This window comes from Novosphingobium barchaimii LL02 (assembly GCF_001046635.1).
GTDB lineage: Bacteria > Pseudomonadota > Alphaproteobacteria > Sphingomonadales > Sphingomonadaceae > Novosphingobium > Novosphingobium barchaimii.
This window is the reverse complement of record NZ_KQ130459.1, coordinates 1-22,316: the sequence shown is the minus strand read 5'-3', so window position 1 is coordinate 22,316 and position 22,316 is coordinate 1. Positions and strand designations below refer to the sequence as shown.

The 22,316-nt window shown below is 65.0% G+C and carries 14 protein-coding genes and 2 riboswitches; of the genes, 5 read left to right on the top strand and 9 right to left on the bottom strand.

The features are described 5' to 3' along the window. Window position 1: 1 nt before the first annotated feature. The 3 genes from cobN to V474_RS21800 all read right to left on the bottom strand — a co-directional run bounded on the left by cobN (window position 2) and on the right by V474_RS21800 (window position 5,954). The gene (gene cobN / locus V474_RS21810) at window positions 2-3,868 is read right to left on the bottom strand and encodes a cobaltochelatase subunit CobN (protein ID WP_059153338.1); all 3,867 of its coding nucleotides are present in this window, start codon (window positions 3,866-3,868) and stop codon (window positions 2-4) included. After that, window positions 3,868-4,917, bottom strand: coding sequence for a cobalamin biosynthesis protein CobW (cobW, locus tag V474_RS21805; protein WP_059153337.1), 1,050 nt, complete (start codon window positions 4,915-4,917; stop codon window positions 3,868-3,870). The genes cobN and cobW overlap by 1 nt, the downstream gene beginning before the upstream one ends. Window positions 4,918-5,092: 175 nt before the next feature. Further along, window positions 5,093-5,328, bottom strand: a riboswitch (cobalamin riboswitch). 71 nt (window positions 5,329-5,399) lie between these two features. Next, entirely contained in the window at window positions 5,400-5,954 is a 555-nt protein-coding gene (locus V474_RS21800; protein ID WP_059153336.1) for a histidine phosphatase family protein, read from the bottom strand. 199 nt (window positions 5,955-6,153) lie between these two features. Between V474_RS21800 and V474_RS21795 the strand changes: the two genes are divergently transcribed. The 3 genes from V474_RS21795 to V474_RS21785 all read left to right on the top strand — a co-directional run bounded on the left by V474_RS21795 (window position 6,154) and on the right by V474_RS21785 (window position 8,512). Then, window positions 6,154-6,381 carry a CbtB domain-containing protein gene (locus V474_RS21795; protein ID WP_201786085.1) on the top strand — a complete coding sequence of 76 codons (228 nt, stop codon included), beginning with the start codon at window positions 6,154-6,156 and terminating at the stop codon, window positions 6,379-6,381. Further along, window positions 6,344-7,138: a CbtA family protein gene (locus V474_RS21790; protein WP_059153335.1), complete on the top strand. Its 795-nt coding sequence runs from the start codon at window positions 6,344-6,346 to the stop codon at window positions 7,136-7,138. The genes V474_RS21795 and V474_RS21790 overlap by 38 nt, the downstream gene beginning before the upstream one ends. Window positions 7,139-7,642: 504 nt before the next feature. Beyond that, window positions 7,643-8,512 carry a Cof-type HAD-IIB family hydrolase gene (locus V474_RS21785; RefSeq protein WP_059153334.1) on the top strand — a complete coding sequence of 290 codons (870 nt, stop codon included), beginning with the start codon at window positions 7,643-7,645 and terminating at the stop codon, window positions 8,510-8,512. Between the two features lie 279 nt (window positions 8,513-8,791). On the opposite strand, the gene V474_RS26340 is transcribed toward V474_RS21785, so the two are convergent. The 6 genes from V474_RS26340 to V474_RS21755 all read right to left on the bottom strand — a co-directional run bounded on the left by V474_RS26340 (window position 8,792) and on the right by V474_RS21755 (window position 19,012). Continuing rightward, the gene (locus V474_RS26340; protein WP_169795123.1) at window positions 8,792-8,953 is read right to left on the bottom strand and encodes a nucleoside hydrolase-like domain-containing protein; all 162 of its coding nucleotides are present in this window, start codon (window positions 8,951-8,953) and stop codon (window positions 8,792-8,794) included. A 135-nt stretch (window positions 8,954-9,088) separates the two neighbouring features. Next, entirely contained in the window at window positions 9,089-11,206 is a 2,118-nt protein-coding gene (locus tag V474_RS21780) for a TonB-dependent receptor (RefSeq protein WP_059153333.1), read from the bottom strand. A gap of 826 nt (window positions 11,207-12,032) precedes the next feature. Further along, window positions 12,033-13,598, bottom strand: a complete 1,566-nt coding sequence (locus V474_RS21770) for a PepSY domain-containing protein (protein WP_059153331.1) — start codon at window positions 13,596-13,598, stop codon at window positions 12,033-12,035. Further along, window positions 13,585-15,717, bottom strand: coding sequence for a TonB-dependent receptor (locus V474_RS21765; RefSeq protein WP_059153330.1), 2,133 nt, complete (start codon window positions 15,715-15,717; stop codon window positions 13,585-13,587). The genes V474_RS21770 and V474_RS21765 overlap by 14 nt, the downstream gene beginning before the upstream one ends. Before the next feature lie 178 nt (window positions 15,718-15,895). Beyond that, window positions 15,896-16,140, bottom strand: a riboswitch (cobalamin riboswitch). A gap of 116 nt (window positions 16,141-16,256) precedes the next feature. Continuing rightward, the gene (locus tag V474_RS21760) at window positions 16,257-16,859 is read right to left on the bottom strand and encodes a class GN sortase (protein WP_082699949.1); all 603 of its coding nucleotides are present in this window, start codon (window positions 16,857-16,859) and stop codon (window positions 16,257-16,259) included. Beyond that, window positions 16,856-19,012: a marine proteobacterial sortase target protein gene (locus tag V474_RS21755; protein WP_059153329.1), complete on the bottom strand. Its 2,157-nt coding sequence runs from the start codon at window positions 19,010-19,012 to the stop codon at window positions 16,856-16,858. The genes V474_RS21760 and V474_RS21755 overlap by 4 nt, the downstream gene beginning before the upstream one ends. Window positions 19,013-19,177: 165 nt before the next feature. Between V474_RS21755 and V474_RS21750 the strand changes: the two genes are divergently transcribed. After that, window positions 19,178-19,957 (top strand): helix-turn-helix domain-containing protein, encoded by a 780-nt coding sequence (locus V474_RS21750; RefSeq protein ID WP_236711385.1) that lies wholly within the window; start codon window positions 19,178-19,180, stop codon window positions 19,955-19,957. Window positions 19,958-20,145: 188 nt separating this feature from the next. Further along, a complete protein-coding gene (locus V474_RS21745; RefSeq protein WP_236711384.1) occupies window positions 20,146-21,933 on the top strand; it encodes a putative bifunctional diguanylate cyclase/phosphodiesterase in 1,788 nt (595 codons plus the stop codon). Window positions 21,934-22,316 lie beyond the last annotated feature (383 nt).

Below are 22,316 nucleotides of genomic sequence, written 5' to 3'. Positions count from 1 at the left end.
TTCAAGCTCCTGGAATTTCGGCGAGCAGGACGCCCGCGCTGTTTGATCTGGGTTTCCACAATCCGCGCTCCAGCGCTTCGGCGAGGCGGGCGGCGGTTTCGCGTAAAGCCGCCGGGTTGGCCTGCGCCATGAAGTCGCGGACAGCCTCGTCCTCGATGAAGGCGGCGTGGACGGCGTCGAAGTGGTGGTCCTTCACCGCATGGGTCGTGGCGGCGAAAGCGAACAGGTAATCGACCGAGGCGGCGATCTCGAACGCGCCCTTGTAGCCGTGGCGCATCACGCCTGCGATCCATTTGGGATTGGTGACGCGCGCCCGCACCACGCGGCCGATCTCGTCCTCCAGCGTGCGGACGACAGGGCGTTCGGGGCGCGAGTGGTCGTTGTGATACGAGATCACCTTGCGGCCTTTCAGGTGCTCCACGGCGGAGGCGATGCCGCCCTCGAACTGGTAGTAATCATCGCTGTCGAGCAGGTCGTGTTCGCGGTTGTCCTGGTTCTGGACCACGGCGTCGGTCTGGGTGAGGCGCGCGGCGAACAACTCGCGCTCGGCCTCGCCTTCCACGCCCGCGCCGTAGGCATAGCTGCCCCAGTCGAGGTACACGCTCGCGAGATCGGCGCGTTCGTGCCAGATTTTCTCGTCGATCATGGCCTGAAGGCCGGCGCCATACGCGCCCGGCTTCGATCCGAAAACGCGCGCTCCGGTGCGGCGGGCGGCGGTGGCCGCGTCCTCGCCGGCTTCGACCAGAGCGGCCAGTTCGGCGCGGCGGCGCTCCGCTGCGGGGTTGTCGCCTTCGGGTTCCTCCAGCGCCATCACCGCGCGCGCGGCGCTGTCGATCAGGTCGATCTGTTCGGGGAAGGCATCGCGGAAAAAGCCCGAGACGCGCAAGGTCACGTCCACGCGCGGGCGGCCCAGTTCCACCACCGTCATCATCTCGAAGCCGGTGACGCGGCCGGAGGTCCACTCCCAGCGCGGGCGCACGCCCATCAGCGCGAGGGCCTGCGCGATGTCGTCGCCGCCGGTGCGCATGTTGGCGGTGCCCCAGGCGGAAAGCGCCATGGCCTTGGGGTACTCGCCCTCGCGCTGGAGGTAGTCCTCGACGAGGAGCTGCGCGGACTTGTAGCCCAGGTCCCACGCGACGGCGGTGGGCACGGCGCGGGTGTCCACCGAATAGAAATTGCGCCCCGTGGGCAGCACGTCGGGGCGGCCTCTTGTAGGGGCGCCGGAGGGGCCGGGCAGGACGAACCGGCCTTCGAGTCCGGCAAGGAGGGCCTGCGTTTCGGCATCACCGCAGCGGTCTACGCGGGGGGCGAGATTGGTTGCGATCTCGGCAAGGACAGCGGCGGTCTTTGCCCCCACCTCACCAACCCCCGCTTCGTCACCCTGAGCTTGTTTCAGGGTCCATGTGTGGCCATCAGCCGTCGGTGCGGGCGGAGAGATGGACCCTGAAACAAGTTCAGGGTGACGGCGGGGGGATGGGAAAGCGTCGCGGCCCGGTTCAAGGGCCTCTATCCAAGCCGCCGCCAGCAGCTCAAGCCGCTCTACCGTATCGCCCAAGGTGCGCCACGGATCGGCCGACACCGCCTCCAGCACCGCTGGGCGCGTCCCAGCCCAGGCATCGCCCATCCGGCAGTCGAGCGGATCGAACGCAAACCCAAAATCCTGCGCCATCGCGCGCAGCAGGGACGCCTGCCCCGGCTTGTCATACCCGCGCGGGGTCCGGGCCAGCGCAACCAGCAGGTCGCGCCGTAGCCGCCCTTGCGGCGAGTGGCCAAAGACGTGCAGCCCGTCGCGGATCTGCAGTTCCTTCAGTTCGCACAAGTAGTTGTCGATGGCTGAAAGCGCATCGTCATCGTCGCCCAGCGCCCCGGCGTCCTGATCCAGCCCCTGACCGCGCGCAAGATCGAGGATGTCGCGTCGCAATCGCTCCAGACGGCGCGGGTCCATGCCGGCGGCAAGGTAGTACTCGTCGACCAGCGCTTCGAGGTGCTTGAGCGGACCATAGCTTTCGGCGCGGGTAAGGGGGGGCGTCAGGTGGTCGATCACGACGGCGGAGATGCGGCGCTTGGCCTGCGTGCCCTCGCCGGGATCGTTGACGATGAAGGGGTAGAGCTGCGGCAGCGGCCCGGCGCAAATCTCGGGGAAGCAGTCTTCCGATAGCGAGATGGCCTTGCCGGGCAGCCATTCCAGATTGCCGTGCTTGCCGACATGGACCAGCGCCTGCGCGCCGAAATGGTGCTCCAGCCAGATGTGGAAGGCAAGGTAGGCGTGCGGCGGGGGCAGGGCCGGGTCGTGGTAGCTGGCCTTGGGATCGATATTGTAGCCGCGCGCCGGTTGAACCGCGAGGGCGACATTGCCGAAGCGGTGTACGGGCAGGCGGAACGCGCCGTCCTTCACGAATGGGTCGGCCTCGGGCGCGCCCCAGCGGTCCAGCATCAGGCCGCGCGCGGTTTCAGGCACGGACGCGAAGGCGGCGTGGTAGTCGGTGAGGGGCAGAGCTATCTCACCGGGGCGGTCCAGCGAGGTCAGGTCGTTGGTCACGCCGCCGGTCATCAGCGCCATCAGGCCCGCGCCGTTCTGCGGGGCCGCGCCGACGTCGTAGCCCGCACCGCGCAAGGCTGCGAGTATCGAAGCGGCGCTGGCGGGGGTGTCGAGGCCGACGCCGTTGCCGATCCGCCCATCGCGGTTGGGATAGTTGGCGAGGATCAAGGCCACGCGGCGTTTCGCGGGCGCAGTGCGGCGCAGGTGCGCCCAGTTGGCGGCGAGGCGGGCGACGAAGGCCACGCGGCTGGGCGCGACGCGGGGCACGACGATGCCGCACTGGGTCACTTCGTCAAAGTGCTGCGCGGCCTTGAAGGCGACGGCGCGGGTGAAGATGCGCCCGTCGACCTCGGGCAGGGCCACGTTCATGGCAAGGTCGCGCGGGCCAAGGCCGCGCGCGGCGGCCAGCCAGTCGGCTTCCTCCACCCCGGCGAAGGCGACCTGCAGGATCGGGCAGTCGGCGCGTTCCAGCACGCCGGGGGTGCGCGGCTCGCCCGAGGAGGAGGACGCGAAGCTGGTGGCGTTGACGATGACGTCGGGAGCGATCTCGTCCATCAGCCCGCGCAGCCAGTCGATGGCAAAGGGTTCGCGTAAAGCGCGCACATGGACGGCGGCGACATTCAGTCCGCGTGATTGCAGGTCCGCCACCATCGCGTCCACCGCGTCCAGCGTGCCCGCTATCATCAGCGCGCGGTAGAACACCAGCAGCGCGGTGGGAGCGCCGGGCGTCCAGCGGGCGCGCAGGTCGGCGAGGCCGGGGCGCTCTACGCCGGAGAGGTACAGCCCGGCATCGGCGACGGGCACGGGATCGTCGGGCGTGCCGCAGTCATGGCCGATTACCCGCGCCGCGGTGCGCAGGAACGACAGCGCGTTCGCGGTGCCGCCCTGGCGCAGGTAGTCGCGCAAATGCTCGACCTGAGCGGCAGGCAGGGTGCAGGCACGGTCCAGCGCGGGATCGTCCTCGCGCCCGTCCGCGATGGCGGCGAAGGCGATGCCGCGTTCGCGGGCGATCAGGGCGATCTCGTCGATGCCGTAAGGCCAGTAGCTTTTACCGCCCAGCAGGATCACGCAGACGAATTTGGCGGGGGCGATCACCTTCTCGACATAGAGGTCGATCGAATAGGGGTGCTTCAGCTGCAGCAGGTTGGCGAGGCGCACGCTGGGGGCGCCGCCGGCGGCGCCTTGCGGCAACTGCGCCGCTGCCTTGGCGAAGCACGCCAGTTCGCTGTCCGCCACCGTCAGGATCACGATGTCGCCGGGCGGCTGGTCGAGGTCGATCGCCTCATCGCCGTTGGAGATGGTTCCCGGAGTGGCGGAAAGCAGGTGCATCAGGCTGGAACGGCACCGAGAACATCGGTCAGCCCGGCCTCGATTGCGGCGCGGTCGAGGCCCTTCTGGCCGATCACCACAAGCTGGGTACGGCGCGGCTCGGCGCTGCCCCAGGCACGGTCGTAGAAGTGCTGGATGCGCGGGCCGACGGCCTGCACGATCAGGCGGCCGGGCTTGCCGGCGACGGCGACCATGCCCTTGATGCGCAGCACGTCGTGCTGGGCGATCAGCGCGGCCATGCGGGCGAGCAGTGCGTCCAGGTCTGCCACGTCGCCACCCTGGGCCACGAAGCTGTCGAAGTCATCATGGTCGTGGCTTTCGTCCAGCCCGTCGATGTGCGACCTGCGGCTGTCGAGGTCGTCCTCGGCGGCGGCGGTGATGCCCAGCAGGGCGGCGATGTCTACGGCGCCGTGGTCCGCGCGCACGATTTTCACGCCGGGGCGGGTTTCCGCCAGCACCAGCGCTTCGACGCGGGCAAGGCCGTCCGCATCGACGAGGTCGGTCTTGTTGAGGACGACCATGTCGGCGCAGGCCAGCTGCTCTTCGAACAGCTCCTCAAGCGGCGAATCGTGATCCAGCGTGGGATCGGCGGCGCGGGCTGCGGCCAGCGCGACCTCGTCGGTGGCGAAGCGGCCAGCTGCCACCGCATCCGCGTCGATCAGGGCGACCACGCCGTCCACCGTTGCGCGGGTGCGGATGTCGGGCCACTGGAACGCCTTCACCAGCGGCTTGGGCAGGGCCAGGCCGGAAGTTTCGATGATGATGTGCTCGGGCGGGTTGGGCCGTTCCAGCAGCTTCATCATGGTGGGCAGGAAATCGTCGGCAACGGTGCAGCAGATGCAGCCGTTGGCCAGTTCGACGATGTCGTCTTCGGGGCAGGCTTCGTCGTTGCAGCCCTTCACCAGTTCGCCGTCGACGCCGACGTCGCCGAACTCGTTGATGATAAGCGCGAGGCGGCGGCCCTTCGCGTTCTGCAGCAGATGGCGGATGAGCGTGGTCTTGCCCGCGCCCAGGAAGCCGGTGATGACGGTGGTCGGCACTTTGCTCAAATGGTCTTCTCCCGCGCGCTCACGACAATCGACGCGGCGGGACGCACCGCTGGATCGACGCGCGCGATCGAACGGTCCGGCACGCGCGCAGGCGCGCCGATGCGGCCCCGGCCGCATGAAACAGTCGTCGCTCAGACGGAGTTCACCGTGCCGCGGCCATCCCCTGGGCCAAGGCAAGAGCGACCAGACGCCGGCAGGTCTCCTGGCTCGCGGGTCACCGCTCGATGCACGGCCTTCCCAGGCCTCGCATGTTTCAGCGTCCGGCCCAGTGGCTGCCCGTCCCCGCTGGGGGACAGGCGATGTGCATCGCGCTCACCGCTTACAGTTGCAGGGACAGCAGCGGAATTGGGCCGTGAAGCCCGCACCGCCTTCCCGTTTTAAGCCTCTTGCGAGGCACCGGCGCGATCATTGCCCGCTTGACCCTTGCGGGCTTTCACGGAACCTCACAGCGGATACCGACGGGCGTATGGGCTGGCAAGCGTTCAGTTGGGGATCAGCGATTGCAGCCGCCACCGGCCGTTGAACGACAGCATGGTGCGCGAAAGCGGCGCGAGGTCGATGGCAAGGGTAGCGGGCAGCGGCAGATCAAGCGCATGGGCCAGTGCGGCGCGGATCGTCATGGAGTGAGTCACCGCGCAGACGGCGCCGGGCGCGGCGGCGATATCGTCCAGCCATGCCCCGATGCGCGCCTGCACCTGCGCCATCGTTTCGCCGCCGGGGGCGCCGCCAGCTGGGTCCGCAAGCCACGAGGCGAGGGCATCCGGGGCGATTTCGTCGAACGCGCAGCCTGTCCAGTGGCCGTGATCGATATCCGCCAGCGCGGGGTCGATCCGCGCCGTCAGACCCATCGCCGCTGCCGTTTCGCGGGCCGCATGCGAGGGACCGCACCGCAGTCCCGCTATGTACCGCGCGGGCAACTGGCAGGCGGCGGCTGCTTTTACGCCGGGTTTGTCAAGCGGGTCGGCGGGGCAGGGAAAGCCGCCGCTCCGGCTCAGCTTCGTGGAGGCCGCGCACAGCAGCAGGAGCGATGTCGCCACGGGGAATTTTCCAACTCTTCGTTGACGCGGCAGCCTTGCGCGCCCTAGATGGCGGCGGCCTTCGGGATGAGGAAGCCGGTTTGAGTCCGGCGCGGTCGCGCCACTGTAATCGACGCCATGCCCCGGCGTCGAGAGCCAGACCTTCATCCCAGAAGCTGAAGAATTCCCCGGGACGCGAAATCCCCTGAAGGAGCGTGACATGGCTACGACTGCCGGTTTGTTCGACGACAGCTTCATCCCCGTACAGGGCGGCGCTGCCATTCCCGTAGAAGAGATCGCCCCCTGGGCTGTGCTCGGCACGCTGCTGGCGCTGATCTTCCTCTACTTCGTCAGCACCGAGCAGGGCGCCTTCGCGCTGTTCCAGGGCACTTACGTGCACGAATTCGTGCATGACGGCCGCCATCTCCTCGGCTTCCCCTGCCACTGATCTTTCGGTGACCAAGGACCTGTTGTGGCGCGGAATGCTGGCCGGCATTCTCGCGGCCCTGCTCGCCACGCTTTTCGCGCGTGCCTTTGCCGAACCGCAGATCGATCTCGCTATCGGGGTGGAGCAATCGCATTCCGCGCATCACATGAGCGCGCCCCATGGCGGTGGATCGATCGTCAGCGAACCTGAAGAAGAGGTGGTCAGCCGCTCTACCCAGAAGGGCGCTGGGCTGCTCACGGCGCTGGCGCTTTACGGGGCTGCGGTGGGCGGAATTTTCGCCATCGTCTTCGCCTATGGCTACGGCCGGTTTGCGGCGATCGGACCACGCAGCCTGGCGCTGCTGATGGCGGGACTAGTGTTCGTGCTGGTGGTGGTCGTGCCTGCGATCAAGTATCCGCAAACGCCGCCTGCGGTAGGCAAGCATGAGACTGTGGGCCTACGCACCGCCGCGTACTTCGCGATGATAGCCCTGTCGCTGGGCGCAGCGGCCATCGCAGGCAAGGTCCGCGCGGCATTGGCGAGCAGGTCGGGGCGCGGCTTCGATGCAACGCTGCTGGCGCTTGGCGCTTACGCGGTGATCGTCGGGGTGGGGCAGTTCCTGCTGCCGACCATAGACGAAGTGCCGGCCGACTTCCCGGCAACCCTCCTGTGGAATTTCCGCGTTGCCTCCATCGCGACGCAACTGTTGCTGTGGGCGACAATCGGCGTCGCCTTCGGACTTTGGGCGGAGCGCGTGCTCAAGCGCCAGCGCGGCTGATAACAGTACGCAGCGAAAATGACCGAGGGTAGTTGGTCCGCTGGTCCTTCGTCAGGTGATGAGCAGTGGCCCTGCGCCGCCCGCTGCGGGGTCGAAGGACGAGGCTTTGCCGTCCTCGGCATGGCCGTATCCGCCATACTTGCGCGGGCAGGGACAGTTCAAGAGGCAGGCGTTTGGCTTCACCGCGAGCGTGCGGGCTGGGCGGGCTGCCCTTCAGCGGCGTGCCCAGCAGGACCACTCCAGCCAGAATTACCTTCGGACTTCGCTGCCTCGAGCATGGTTGGCACCGCCCTTTCGGCGGACGGCCGGCTCCGGTTTTCGGGGGTCGGGATCAGCCTGCTCCGGTAGGGCTGTTGGAAAGCCTTTCCGAAGACCGTTCAATCTGGCCAAGGACCGAGAACCGGCTCACTAAGCCGCTTGGATGGCCGATTCCGATGGCTTCTCCGGATTAGTGGGATGCGCAGTTGCGCTATGTCCGGTCGGTGGCCTTATGGAGATTCGGCAATGAGCGATGACAGGCAAGACGGCGCCGCGCGGCAGGAGCGCTCGTCATCCATCTCGGTCAAGCTGTTCATATCCGATATCGACGGAACTTTGGTCCGCTCTGACAAAAGCTTGGCGTCGGCGACGGTCGCAGCGGTGAAATCGCTCACCGAGGCGGGGATGCCAATGAGCCTCATCAGCGCCCGACCGCCATCAGGTATCCTGTGGATCGCCCGCCAGCTTGGCCTTTCCGGGCCGTTCGGTGCCTTCAATGGCGGCACGCTGTTCGACCGCGACGGCACCGTCATCGAGCATCGCAGCTTGGAACGGGACGTCGCCGAGGCTGTTATCGGGCTTGTCGTAGGGGCCGGAATTACCTGTTGGGTCTTTGCAGACGGGCAGTGGTTTTCAACCGACGCGTCTGACCCGCACACCGAGCGGGAGGTGAAATCCGCCGGGATCGAGCCGATTCTTACCGCAGATTTTCGGGGGCGATTGGCGCGGGTCGACAAGATTGTCGGTGTCAGCGACGACCACGCCATTATCGCGCGGCTTGAAAGTGAAGCAGCAGCCTTGGCGGGATCGCGCGCCACGGTTGCCCGTTCGCAGCCCTATTACCTCGATATCACCGCCGCCGGGGCGAACAAGGGCGACGGCATTTCGCGGTTGGCGGCGGCTTTCGCCCTACCTCTTGGTGCCGTGGCGGTGATCGGGGATCAGATAAACGACCTGCCGATGTTCGCGCGGGCAGGCATGTCGATCGCAATGGGGCAGGCCAGCGATGCGGTGAAGTCGCGGGCCATGCACATCACTGGTAGCGCTGATGAGGACGGCGTCGCGGCGGCTATTGCACGGTATGTCCTGCCGGGTTGGCAGGGGCGGTCGGACTGATTTCGGGCAGACGTGGTGCCGACGGTTTCTTCATGTAATCGTTACATTTATGAGCCGCGTAAGATGGCATGCCGCTGTTCCTCGCCGTCAGATACGGGCAGCGGGATCGAACAAGTTACCCGAAACTGGCAATGAAATGCTTTTCATAGGCGATTAATGCAGCACGTTAGTTTCTCTGCGCCATCAGCTGAAAAGAGAGAATTCCATAATCGATCTAAGTTACTCCCTGAAAATCGCCGGTGCCGGATGTGCGGATCTTCTCAGGATGAGTGACGATTTCTACAAGGTTGAAGCGATGGCGACCAGCCCTTCGATGTTGATCTCGTTCGGATAGAGCCGCAGGCTCACCAGTGACATCTGGTCGTCCGGCTCATTGCCAATGTCGCTGAGGACGAAAAGGCGGTGCTTACCCTCGGCCGTGTCGAGGTGGTCGGCAGGCAACGGTCTAGCTCTTTTTCGGTTCGGGAGAATGCCGGCAGGGCCGGGCGTAGACATGAAAAAGGGATCCGGTCCCGTAGGACTGGATCCCTTGCAAGGAAAAAGGCGGGCCATGCCGAGCCCGCCTTTCCCGTATCGTCAGAAGTGGTAGGTCACGCGCGCGCCGTAAGTGCGCGGATCGCCGAACTGCACAAGGTAACCGCCGGCGTAAGCGGCTTCTTCCGAAGTGGTCAGGATGACCGAGTTCTCGATGTTGCGCACATAGGCCAAGATCTCGAAGCCCGAAGCCTCGTTGGGCACGTAAGTCAGCATGAGGTCGGTCTTGGTGTAGCCTTTCTGCATTTCCGTGCCGATGTTGCGGAAGCTGAAGAACGACTTCGACTGGTAGCGGCTCTGCGCGCGCGCGGTGAGCTTGCCGTTGCCGATCAGGAAGTCATGGCTGACACCGCCCGACAGAGACCACGACGGCGCCTGGGGCAAGGTGTTGCCGGCATACTGTACGCCGTTGTTGTTGAAGTCCCGGTAACGGGCGTGGAGGTAGGCGACGGTGAAATCCACCTTGTCCAGCGTGGTGGGCAGCCAGCTGGTTTCCAGCTCGCCGCCGTAGATGCGGGCGCGGCCGGCGTTGAACACGCGCGATACGGCCGTGACGGGGTCGTTCTGCTGTACCTGAAGGTCGGTGTAGTCGTAGAGGAAGCCGCTCAGGTTGACCTGCAGCGTGCTGCCCAGGAAGCGGTTCTTGATGCCCGCTTCGTAAGCCGTGATGCTTTCAGGGCCATAGGTGTAGCCGTTCTGGAAGCCGCCTGCCTTGAAGCCGGTATCGTACTTTGCATAGACGAGATTGTCCGGCGTGGCCTGCCAGTTGACGCCCAGGTGGTAGGTGTCCTTGTTGCCGGTGTAGCTGGCGTCAACGTCGGTATAGGTGCCGGCAACGTCGCTGAAGCCGACTTGGTTCTTCTTTTCGCGGGTGTAACGGGCGCCTGCCTCGACCTTCAGGTCAGGCGTGATTTCGTAATAGGCCTGGCCGAACCCGGCGTAGGACTTGGCATCCGTCACATAGTCGAAGGTGTAGAAGTTGATCGGCGCGGCGCCGCCCAGGATCTGGAAGTTGGTCAGCGAATCGTTGTGGTCGCTGAAGTAGTACAAGCCGACCTGGAAGCCGAATGGACCGGTGCCGTTGGTGCCAAGGCGCAGTTCGTGGTTCTGGGTCTTGGTGGTGCCGTCGGTCGGGAAGGCAAAGCCGGCGCTGGTGCCGCCGTCCTGGTCGTTCTGGCGGCTGATGTCCTGCGTGCGGTAACCGCCGAAGTACGACAGCGTGACAGGTCCGAAGTCGTAGTTCAGGTTGGCGCGCACGTTCTTAATGGTGAGATCGATGAAGCCCTGGGTGTTGAGCGCCCAGTTGCGATCGCTGCCCAGCTTCAGCTTGCCGTCGACGACATCGCTGTAGGGGATGCCCTTGATGACCGCGCCGACGCCGCCGACGTGGGTATATTCGCCGGTAACAAGCGCAGTGAAGGGCGAACCCGAATCGTAGGCAACATGCAGGCGCGCGGCCTGGCTGACGTCATCGTTGCCTCCCTTGCGGACCAGTCCGCCATCGGACAACGAACCGTTGTTGCGGTAGGCGTCACGCTGGTGGACCGAGAAGGCGCCGCGTACCTTGATGGAATCGCTGACGGGTACGTTCAGCATGCCTTCCGCGATCAGGGCGTTCTTGTACCCGTATTCAAGCGCCATCGAGCCTTCGAGCTTGTCGGTCGGCTTGGCGGTGGAGATGTTGATCGCGCCGGCGGTGGCGTTGCGGCCGTACAGCGTGCCCTGCGGGCCGCGCAGCACTTCGATACGCTCCAGGTCGAAGAAGCCGACATTCAGCGCGGTGCCGTTCTGGAGGTAGAAGTTGTCGATGCTGACCGCGACGGCGGGGTTGCCGGTCTCGGTGTAGTCGCGGCTGGAGACGCCGCGAATGGTGATGATCGTGTTCTGGTTGTTCTGGGCGATGCCCAGCGTGGGCGCGATATTGACCAGGCTGTTGACGTCGCTGACGCCGTTCTTCGTCAGCTCCTCGCCAGTGGCGATGGTCATCGCGATCGGGGTCTTCTGCGCGGTGCTCTCACGCTTTTCAGCGGTGACGACGATGTCGCCGAACTGGCCGGACGAACTTTCTGCGCCTGCATCCTGCGCCATGGCGGGCGCGGCGATGCCGGCGGCGGCGATCGCCACTGCAACTGCGAAGGTCGAGATTGGAGACTGAAGCATGGTACCCCTCATGGTTGTCGCGCTCCCCGCGCATATCCTGAAATGCATTACATTAGTATCAGGCGATCTCCTCTTTCTGCTTGGCCAACGAAAGAGAGAGATGCCGTAAACGCCCTGTCATTAGCAGATGGTAACGGTTACATCAAAAATGTGTATCTCAACCGTCACGGGATGCAATAGACAATTTGCCAAAGTTCCGGGAAATGGCTGCCAGGCGTTGCATCCGGTCCTTGCTTGCGGCTTGGCCGCAATATTCCATTGTATGCTCTGAGGAACGGGCGCAGGGGAGTTGCCATTCCGTAAATGCGCGGCAAAGTGCATGTCCGGTCCGTGTGGGAACGCCGCCGCTTCCGGCGGAAGCGATTGTTAGAGCGCCGTTATCGTCTGCGGCGGAGGGAACGATGGGAGCCCTGTGACGGGCGCGGTTCGTGCCCGAACTCAGTCGCCGCCGCCCCCGCCATCTCCCCCGCCCCCATCTCCGCCGCCGTCGAAGGAGAAGGAGTCGGAAGACCAATCGTGATTGTCATTTTCATATGAAACCTCGCCGCCGTTGTCCGATGGCGATGATCCATCGTTCGCGCGGCGCTTCCTGCGCGCGGCAGATTCCGTGGAAACGGCATGGGACACAAATCCGCAGATGCCGGCAAGAGTCACGGCTGCGGCAAGGGTGTGAAAGGTCAGGAAGCCAAGGGCGACTCCCGCAGTTACGCCTAAAATCCAGGAACGCATCAACCGAATCCGCTTAGTGCCCGATCAAGCGGTTCTGCGGGTTCGGTGACGCGGTAGCAATCGGATTTCGCCCTGAAAACGAGATTGCGGGGCGCGGCTATCCCGGCTTTGCACGCCTGCGTTTTGCTGGCCGCAGATGCCGCCAGCCGACGACTATGCCGGTGACGGAAATGGCCAGTCCCGCAGCGGAAAGCACCCACATCAGGCCGTCGCGCAGCGGTCGCCATGTCAGCAGCCACGGCAGGTCAAAGCTGTGGAGCGCCGCGAACAGCCAGCGATAGCTACGGCTGCCCGATCCCATCCTGCCCAGCAATATCCCGGTTGCCGGGTCGATGTGCAGCCATGTGTTGGCGGGATCGTCGAAGACCAGCCGCAGCACGGGAAGCGGCCGGGCATCGCTGCGCGGATCGCCGGTGGTGTACCAGTAGCGATCGTAGGAAGTGAGCCGATGCACGGACACCAGTTTGCCATCAGTCACGGCTGCACGGGCGATCGCCTCGATCCGGCTGGTGGGCAGAGCCAGCGGACGGGCGGTGGCGCCGTCCATAAGTACCTTGTCCCGCACCCCGCCCAGCGCGATCATCACGGGCTTTGCGCCGAGATAGGCGAAAGTCACCTCCCGCGCGCCGTGCGCTTCGCTTTTCAGGGCAGCGAGATCGGTAGGCGCGAAGCCCTGCCTGTTGCTGGAATAGCGCTCGGCGATGCCGTGATCCGCATCGCGCTGGCCGCCCCAGGGGCTCATCGACATCCAGCCGCTGAAGACCCAGGTGATGACGGCCAGCCCGCCGACAAGGCCGGTGACATGATGCCATTTCATCCACCCGCGATAGGGGCTGACGGAGCCTGACTTATACCGCTTCGACAACCGCACGCGCATCAGCCCGATCCAGACGCCCGCGACAGCGCCCACCATGCCGATGCCCGAGGTCCACAGCACTGTCTGGCGCCATGGTTCCTGATGGAGGCGCAGGGCTGTGAAGTAGATCCAGTGCGGCACCGCGCCCAGCCAGTTCCAGAGACGTTCATGCGCCGTGGTGTTCTGGACTATCTCGCCGGTCTTCTGCGCCACGTAGATGTCAGTCGCGGCGATGTCGGCCATTCTCACCCGCCAGAACGGTGCCATTTTCTTGTAGGCGCCGGTGACCACCCACTGGTCGTTATCGACCGGGGTGACTGCCTCCACCGGGGCCCCGACAAGGGTAGAGGCGATCGTCCCGGCCCGGTCCGCGTCGACGGACAGGATCTCACGGCCGGTCACGGCAGACACCGCGCGGCGACGTTCTTTGGTGACGAAGCGATAGACCGGCTCACCAGCGGTCATGCCAATTCGCATTTCGGAAGGGAAGGTCGCTTCGTTCAGGGTAGCCAGCGCCGTCTCCGGGCTTACCCGGACCCGCGCCCAGTCGATCGGCGGTGCGCCGGCAATCCGTTCGGGCGCGCGGAAGCTTGGGAAGGGCACGTACATCATCACCACGCCCGACACGAACCAGACGGCGAACAGGACGCAGAGCGCAATGCCGGTCCAGCGGTGGAAGAAGTAAAGCCACCGCCGCGCCGCGCGCCATGCGGCAGTGGACAGCGGCTGCCTGGGCCGTGGTCCGGGATGGAGGCGCGCGTGCGGCGCGCCCCCGGTTACGACAGGTGCGCTGTCAGAAGCCGACATTGAGGCTGGCCTCCACCGCGCGCGGATCGCCCAGTACCCACTGCGAGGTGCCGTAAGTGGCCCGTACATAAGTTTCGTCGAAGACGTTGCGCAGGCGCAGGGCGACGCTCGCGGCCTCGACGAACTGCCAGCGCAGGCCGATGTCGGTCAGCGTATAAGCGGGAATGACGCGGGTATTGGCAGCATCCTGATAACGCTTGCCGACATGGCTGACGCCGCCGTCGACGATCCAGCCGTCCAGGAATTCCCAGCTCACGAAGGCATTTGCGGTCTTCGTCGCGACATTGGTCGGCCGGTTGCCGGCACGCTGGAACAGCACGCCCCCAACGGATTCGGCGAAGTCATCATAACGGGCGCGCAGCACCGCGCCGTTGAGGCTGATGCTTACCCGCTCCACCGGCTCCAGCGACAGTGATGCCTCTACGCCCCGGGACGATTGCTGGCCGACCTGGACCTGAATCGTCGGGATCAGCGGATCGGACGTCAGCAGCTTCTTCTTGACGATGTCATAGGCGGCCAGTGTGAACTGACCCTTCCCGCCCCAGAAGATGTGCTTGATGCCCACTTCGTACTGCCGCCCGGTCGAAAGGTCGAAGCTGCTCTGGGCAAGGCTGGTCGAAACCAGCGCGCCGACCGGATCGGCTGCCGTCGCGTACTGTCCGTAAAGCGACAGGGTCGGGATGGGGTTGTAAACCGCGCCCACCCGCCAGGTCACCGCGTCCGGGGTGCCGGTGAAGTTGTTGGCGGCGTTGACGTAATCGGTCTTGGTGATTTCCGGCCGGTCATAGCGCAAACCGCCGACCAGCGAGAACTGGTCGCTGAACTTCAGCCGGTCTTCGGCGAAGATCGAATACTGGCGGATCTTGTTGGTATAGCGCGGCTTGGTCGGCGCGCTGGCCTGGTCGATGAACAGGCCGGGCATGGGATCGACCACATCGATCAGCCGGGTCTGGTTATTGCCCGAATTGCTGACGTTCTTGTAGCTGATGCGGTTCACGTCGAAGCCGACCACCAGTTGGTTCTCCAGCCCGCCCAGATCGTGCGCGATATTGGCGGTGGTGCGGTTCCCGGTCTGCTTCTGGATGTGGTAGAGTTCCAGAAAGCTGGACTGGCGGATCTTCGCCGGGCTGGTTGCGGTTGCGGGGACGTAGGTCACGTTCTCTGCGTTGTTCCAATACTTGTTCGCCCATAGGTGGTAGAACGTGCTGCGAATGGTGATCGCCTTGGACGGCGACCATTCCAGCTTCGCCTGGCTCCAGTTGTCGCGAAAGCGCAGGTTCGCGTCGGTGACGTTGTAGTTGTTGCGGCGGATCGACTTGTCGAGCTTGCCGTTCACCAGCGGTACGCCGAACCATGTGCGCGGCTTCTGCGTGCTGAAATCGTGGGACAGGGTGATGCTGAGGTCCGGGGCGGGCTTCAGGCGGACCGCGCCTGAAAGCGCCAGCGCGCTGCTGTCGCCCCGGTCCATCCAGCCGTCCGAACGGCGATAGCTGGCATCGGCGCGGAAACCGACCAGATCGTTGACCGGGCCGCCCGCGCCTGCCGCGATGGAGTAGGTTCCGAAGGAGGCCACGCCGGCGCGCCCGCCGATCTCCAGCGTATCGCCGGGCTGGCGGCGCGTCACGTTCACCGCGCCGCCGATCGCGCCTTCGCCGTAGAGGACCGAGGCCGGGCCGCGCAGGATTTCCACGCTCTGCGCCATCCACGGGTCTGCCGGGAAGGTCAGCGTGTTGTTGTACATGCGCATCCCGTCATACAGCGTCATCACCGAGTTCTGGCCGGTGAAGCCGCGCGCGGACAGGCCGTAGCCGAACACGCCGGACGTGTTGACGATGCCGGTCGCGCGGGCGGCAGCGTCCTGGATCGTCAGGTCTCCGCGCAGGCGGATGGCGTCGCCGTCCAGCGTCTCGATGCTGGCCGGCGTCTCCAGCGGGGTAAGGTTGAGGCGGCTGGCGCTGTCCGTTTTGGTGTTCAGTCGAAGCTGGTCGACGATGCCGGTGACGATGATCACGTCGCCCTCCGCCTCGCTCGGGGCTTGCTGGGCAAGGGCCGAACCGGCCGCGAAATTGGGCGCAACTAGAGTGAAGGCCGCAAGCGCGGCCGATGCGAAATTGGTCATGATCTTCCCCCGTCGGCGTCAATCGACGTTGGGCCGGGGCGTGCCGTTCACGAACGGTCGGCGCCGCGCATCGCCCGGACGCCAGGGGCGGCCGACACACGAAACCGATGCGGCCCCAGCCGCTCGTTCGTCGCTCAGACGGAGTTCACCGTGCCGCGGCCATCCCCTGGACCAAGGCAAGAGCGACCAGACGCCGGCAGGTCTCCTGGCTCATGGGTCATCGCTTGATATACGGCCTTCCCAGGCCTCGCATGTTACAGCGTCCGGCCCAGTGGCTGGCGGCTCGGCGCTATGCCGTCCGCACATGTATATCGCGCTCGCCACTTACAGTTGCAGGGACAGCTGCGGATTTAGATGGAGAACCACCCGCACCGCATTCCCGTTTTAATCCCCTTTCGGGGAACCGACGCGATCTTTACCCGTGCGGACGGCTTATGGCCGATGCACGAATGCCGCGTTCATATGGTCGAGATTCTCAAATCGCAAGCGTCATCATCAGCAGGAGATCATCGGCCCGCTTCCTGCGCGAACTGCGCGGGTCAAGCAATGACCTGCGCATGCACCACATAGCGCCAGGGGCCGCGCCGGATGGCGTCGAAGGGAAAGCATGTCGTCAGATCCAGTCGTTCGCCTGAGGCGCTGTCGGGCACGGCGTAGCGGTCCCAGCGCACCACGTCCGTGCCGGTCACCCGGTAACGGCGTTTCAGCCCGGTGCGGGTTTCCAGGGTCACGACATCGCCTTGGTGCAGTTCGCGCAGGAAGCGAAAATGCGTGTCGCGGTGGGCGGCGATAATGGTAGTGCCCGGCTGGCCCGGCGCCGCACCGCCAGGTAGCAGCGTGGGCCCGAACGCCAGCGCCTGCCCCGACCCGCTATCCAGAACCATGCGCGTCACGCCAAGCCGCTGCACAGAAAGCCGGGCGAGCGGTGTCATGTCCGCCCACGGCCAAGGCCTGCGCGGCCTTTGGTCGGCAAGGCTGCGCGTGAAGGCGCGTTCCAGCAGGAACTGGGCGGCCACCGCTTTGGCCGGAACGTAAAGACCGCGCCCGATATCGGCCACGCCGGCAAGGCATAGCGCGGACAGCAGGATAACGCGGAGGCCGCGTTTTTGCGCGGCCTCCCTGATACGCGGGAGCAGGATCACGCTGCCCTCCGGCGCATCAGCACGGCCAGCCCGGCAAGGCCCGCCAGCAGCAGCGCACAGCCCTTGCCGATCACGCCGAGGAAGCCGGTGGCGGTTTGCGGGAGTTCCAGCGCCTGCGCCTGCATGGCGGCAAGATCGCCCGATCCTTCCCCGCCTGCGGCCCGCTGTGCGGCCTGTCCGAACAGGCTGTCAAAATCCCAGCCGGCGGGAAGGTTGATCGGCAGTTCCTCGCGGGTCAGGCGGGCGCCTGCGGGGCGCGAGGGCGTTTCATCCACGGCGACAAGGCTGGTCCGGCCAGTGACAATCCCGTTTTCCATACCCACCCGTTCGACTTCGGCGTCTGCCGCGGTGTCGTCCATCTTGCCAAGCGCGCGGTCCGCCTCGATGTCGGTGATGCGGCGACTGGCCCACAGCTTCTCCACGGCCGGGCTGGGCAGGGCGGAGGCCAGGTCTACCCGCCGTTCCCACAGCTTGCCGCCGATCCTGCCGCTGACCGTCAACGTGCCGGCAAGGTGATCGCTGCGGCCCACCAGCACCAACGGGCGGCCTGCGTAGACATCGGGCAGGCGCGAAGGTGTCAGGTCCAGTGATCCGCCCTCCACCCTCACCGACAGGTCGCGCACGGCCGGATGGCTCAGTACGTCGAGCAGCGGCATCATCTTCGCCGCCACTTCGCCCGGCGCGCCGACATGGGTGTAGACGCCGCCGCCGATGGTGGACATGCGCTCCATCAGATAGTCGTTGGGAGCCGAACCGATGCCGACCATGAAGACATGGCTGCGTCCGCCGTCGGCGCCGATGGCGGCCATCATCTCGCGTTCGTTCGAGATTTCGCCGTCGGTCAGGAACACGATCTGGCGCAGAACGTCAGGATCGCTGCCGCCGCCGCTGCCGGCATCGGCCAAAGCGGCACGCAAGGCGGGAAGCATCTCGGTGCCGCCCTGCGCTTCGAGCGATCCGGCAAAGCGGCGCGCCAGTGCGACCTGATCGGGCGTGGCGGCGACGCTGTGCTCGAACAGGCGGGTCATGGTGTCATCGAAACGGATCACGTTGAAATGGTCCTGCGGGCGCAGTGAGCCCAAGGCGTGGATCAGGCTGGCCTTTGCCTCGTCCATCGAATCTCCGCCCATCGACCCGCTGTTGTCGATCACGAAAACCATTTCGCGCGGCGGCGTGGGCAGGGCGGACAGGTCGGCAGGCGGCGTCACCGAAGCCATCACGTAATCCCCCCTGGCGGTGTGCTGGGCGAACAGGCCCAGTGTGGGGTCAGCCGAGGCGGAGCGCCATTCCAGCACGAAGTCGCGGTCGGCGGGGACGGTGGCATCGGCCAGCCGAACGGTGCGGTCGTTCTGTGCGCCGGACACATTGACGCGGTGATAGCGGCTGATGAGGTTGGCGACATCGAACCCGGGCGCAAGACGCACCACTATCGAGGTGGGGTTGAGGCCGCCTTTCAATTTTGCACCCAGCGTCGGATCGAGCACCGGCGCGGCCGTCAACGCATTCGCATCCGCCACGGCAGCATCCGAAAGCAGTGTATGGGGCGGCGTGTAGCGCGGCCCCACAACCAGCGGCAGCCGCAGCGAAAACGTGCCGTTGGCCTGGGAGACCGGGGCCTGGTACTCGATCGCGATCAGCACCGTCTCGCCAGGGCCGACATTGGCGACCATGGTGGAGAACATGTTGGGCCGTTGCTGTTCGACCAGCCCGGCCTTGCGTCCGCTGGCCTTGGCCTGCTCGTAAACGGCGCGGGCTTTTTCACGCGGCTGGATACGGCCTATGATCACGCGCTGGCCCACTACCATCTTCAGTGAATCCACCGCCCCGTCCTGCGACAGCGGATACAGGTAGCTGGCCTCCATCCACTTGTCCGAGGTGTTGCGAAACGCCTGGGTGACGCGCACGCGGGCCACCTGCCCGGTGACGTTCACTTCCATGTCGGTACCAAGCCGGACAGCGGGCAGGGCCTGGGTAATGCCCTGGCCGCGCAGCATCAGGGTGCCGGCGGCGGGGCCATCGTCAGGCGCGGGTTCGTCCCCTGCATCATCCGCGGCGAGGGCGGCTGTAGGGTGGACGGTCAAAGTGACAGGCATACCCAGAGCCAGCACGGCGGCGGGGATCAGGCAAGTGCGGAAAGCGAAGGAATGCGGCATGGCTGGGCTCCATCGAAGATCGGGAGCCACCCCTCTATGCGCAGGGCCATGCGTACAGCCACGAGCAGTTTCTGCCTGTTCCCGCCTCGCCGTGTGCGGGAAGACGCACAATAACGCAGGTGTTGACGGAATGTCCGCATTTGTGCGCAAATAGGCGCAATGACGATGTCCATCAAGATGACGCCCGAAGATGCATCCGAAGCCGACGCCACATCCGCGGAAGGGATGGAGACGGGTCGCCGCGTGCGTGAGGAGATTGCACGGCGCCGCATCTCGCGCCAGGCGCTGGCTGACATGGCGCGGATCAGCCTCTCCACGCTGGAGAAGGCTCTGGCCGGCAAGCGCCCCTTCACGCTGGCCACGCTGCTTCGTATAGAGGAAGCGCTGGGCGTTAGCCTGCGCGCCAGCTCTGCAGCGCCGACGCCGAGCGGCGGCGACGTCGCGCCCGAGGCGATGGGCGCCTACTCCCGTTCGGCCGTGACCTGGCTAGAAGGGCGCTACCTTACCGTGCGGCCCAGCTTCGGCACGCCGGGAAGCCTTTTCGCCTATCTCACCACGATCCGCTGGGTGCCCGAGAAGGCATGCCTGTGTTTCGCGGAATCGGGCCGCTCCGACGTCCGCTTTGAACAGGCCGGGCAGGTTTCGATGCCCAACCTTTCCGGCCACATCTATCTGATCACCAACGAGCAGGGGCAATACCGCCTCGCCATCCTCTCGCGACCGACCATCGACGGTGGCCTGTTCGGCATCCTCACCACGCTGGAAGTGGGCCACGGCTCGCAGTTGGTTCCTGCTTCCGCGCCGCTCGCTCTTGGCAAGCTGGGCGAAGGGGAAGAGGCGCAACTCGGGCTCGTCAGCCCGGACATGCCGTATTTCACTGCCTACCGCGAAATGCTGAACCGATCGACCGAAGGCGGCTTTGCCCGCCTACACGTCCCGGACTGAACACAACTGCTCATATCGCCAATACAGGCGCCGATACGGATCTGAATGGACCCTATTCAAACCGGTTCGGTTCTAATAACTGTACCTTGATCAAAGGAACATTAATCACCGCAACCCAGTATAGCTGTAGACCTGCGGGTCAGCGAATGGGATGCCGAGTGATCGACCTTCAAAACACAATTCTGGAGATGATAGCAAAAGGGGAGTCGCTGGCCGACACCATCAACCGTCTGTGCCTGGAAGTGGAGCGGATCGTCCCGGATGCGATCTGTTCCGTGCTGAGGGTGGATTCGCACGGCTGCCTGCGCTCGCTCGCCGCGCCCAGTCTACCGGCCGAATATTCGGCGATGATCGATGGGATGGTGATCGGACCGAATGCAGGCTCCTGCGGAACCGCGGCCTGGCTAGGGGGGGAAGTCGCCGTGCAGGACGTGGCGACAGATCCGCGTTGGCACGATTTCAAAAACCTCGTGCTGCCGCTGGGCCTGAAGGCGTGCTGGTCCAGCCCGGTTTTCGGCGCGCACGATCGGCCGATCGCGACTTTCGCCTTCTACTACCGCGAGAAAAGAGGGCCCTTGCCCATTGAGCGCGAGATGGTCGATCGATGCGTCCACCTGTGCGCGATCGCGCTCGATCGCCATCGGCGTGTGCTGGAGCATGAGCGCCGCGCCTATACGGACGCGCTTACCGGCCTGGCGAACCGTGCGGCCTTCAACATTGCGCTGCCCGATCTCGACTGTACCTCCCCCGGCGCCTGGGCTCTGTGCCTGGTCGATCTGGACAATCTCAAGGTCGTGAACGACACGTTCGGCCATCAGGCGGGTGACATCCTGCTCAAGGAGGTCGGCGACCGGCTTGCCGCTGCGGCCGTTCCCGACAAGGTCTTCCGCATCGGCGGCGATGAATTCGCGGTCGTCGTGAGGAGTAGCTCGGCGCTGCGCGACATCGATCGCACGGTGGAAGCCTATCTCGAAGCATTAGTACCCACGGCCGATTGCGACGGCAAGATCGTCGGCCCCCGTGCGACAATCGGCCTCGCGGTGCTGTCGGACGGAGATCGCACCGCCGAACGGGTGCGGCAGAACGCGGACTTTGCCCTCTATCACGCCAAGGAAACCCGGCGCGGCGGCTATGTCCGCTATTGGCCGGGCATCGGCACGCGCATGACGCGCAGGCTCACGGCCATTCGTGAAGTCGATGCGGCTCTGCGCGAAGGACGGATAGAGCCGTTCTACCAACCGATCATCCTGTTCGAGACGGGAGAGATCGTGGGTCTTGAAGCGCTTTGCCGGATGCGCATCGGCGATAGGGTGGTGCCCGCATCCTCCTTTCACGATGCGACCACGGATGCCAGCGTTGCCGCAGCGCTCACGGGGCAGATCGTCGCGCAGGTGGCCAGGGACGTGCGGATGTGGCTCGACATGGGCATCCCGTTCCAGCACGTCGGCATCAACGTCTCCTCAGTCGATTTCCATAACGGCAGCATTTATTCGGTGCTGGCGGAGAATTTCGAGCGTGAGCGGGTGCCCCTGAAGCACGTCATCCTGGAAGTGACGGAATCGGTCTACATGGACGACGATGCCGGTGTGGTGCGTCAGTCGATGGCCGCGCTACGGGAAAAAGGCCTCAAAATCGCACTGGACGATTTTGGCACCGGCTACGCATCGCTCACCCATCTCATGAGCGTGCCGGTAGACATTATCAAGATCGACAAGTCCTTCGTGGATAGCATCGTCGACAATGGCCCCAGTGCCGCAATAATCGAAGGCATCGTCGGCATTGCCCGCAGGCTGGGCATCAGGGTTGTGGCGGAAGGCATCGAGGAGCGCTCCCAGGTTCGCCAGCTGCTGGGGCTGGGGTGCGTTCTCGGTCAGGGCTACCTTTATTCGCAGGCTGTCGGCGCCAGTGAAGCCGGCGAGATGATGCTGAAATTCGCTCAAGGTCTTGATGTTGTGAAAGCCCGTTCGAAGGGTTGATGATGCTCCACCGCGACGGGGGGGACGGGCCAGACTTTGCGGTCCCATAGATTGAAAAATTTGGATAAATTCGGCTTTCCTCGAAGTCTGACACTTTTTTGAAATTGAGTGTTGACCGAATCGCGGGTGGCTCTTAGAGGGCTGTTCACCGCAGCGGACCACCCGGTTTTGCAGCGGTCGCCAACATTGGACGGGCAGCTAGCTCTCTCCCTAATCGCAAGAAGCGGGGGATGGTGGTTTGTCCGGGTTTTTTGTCTGGCGGATCTTTGACATTGTAGGTTTTAGATGAAGGGACATGTGGGCGACGGCGCCTGCTCCCGGGGCTTCAGGGCTCGGGGTGGCAGTAATAGTCGTTACCTTTACATGTCCTTACGTAACCATAC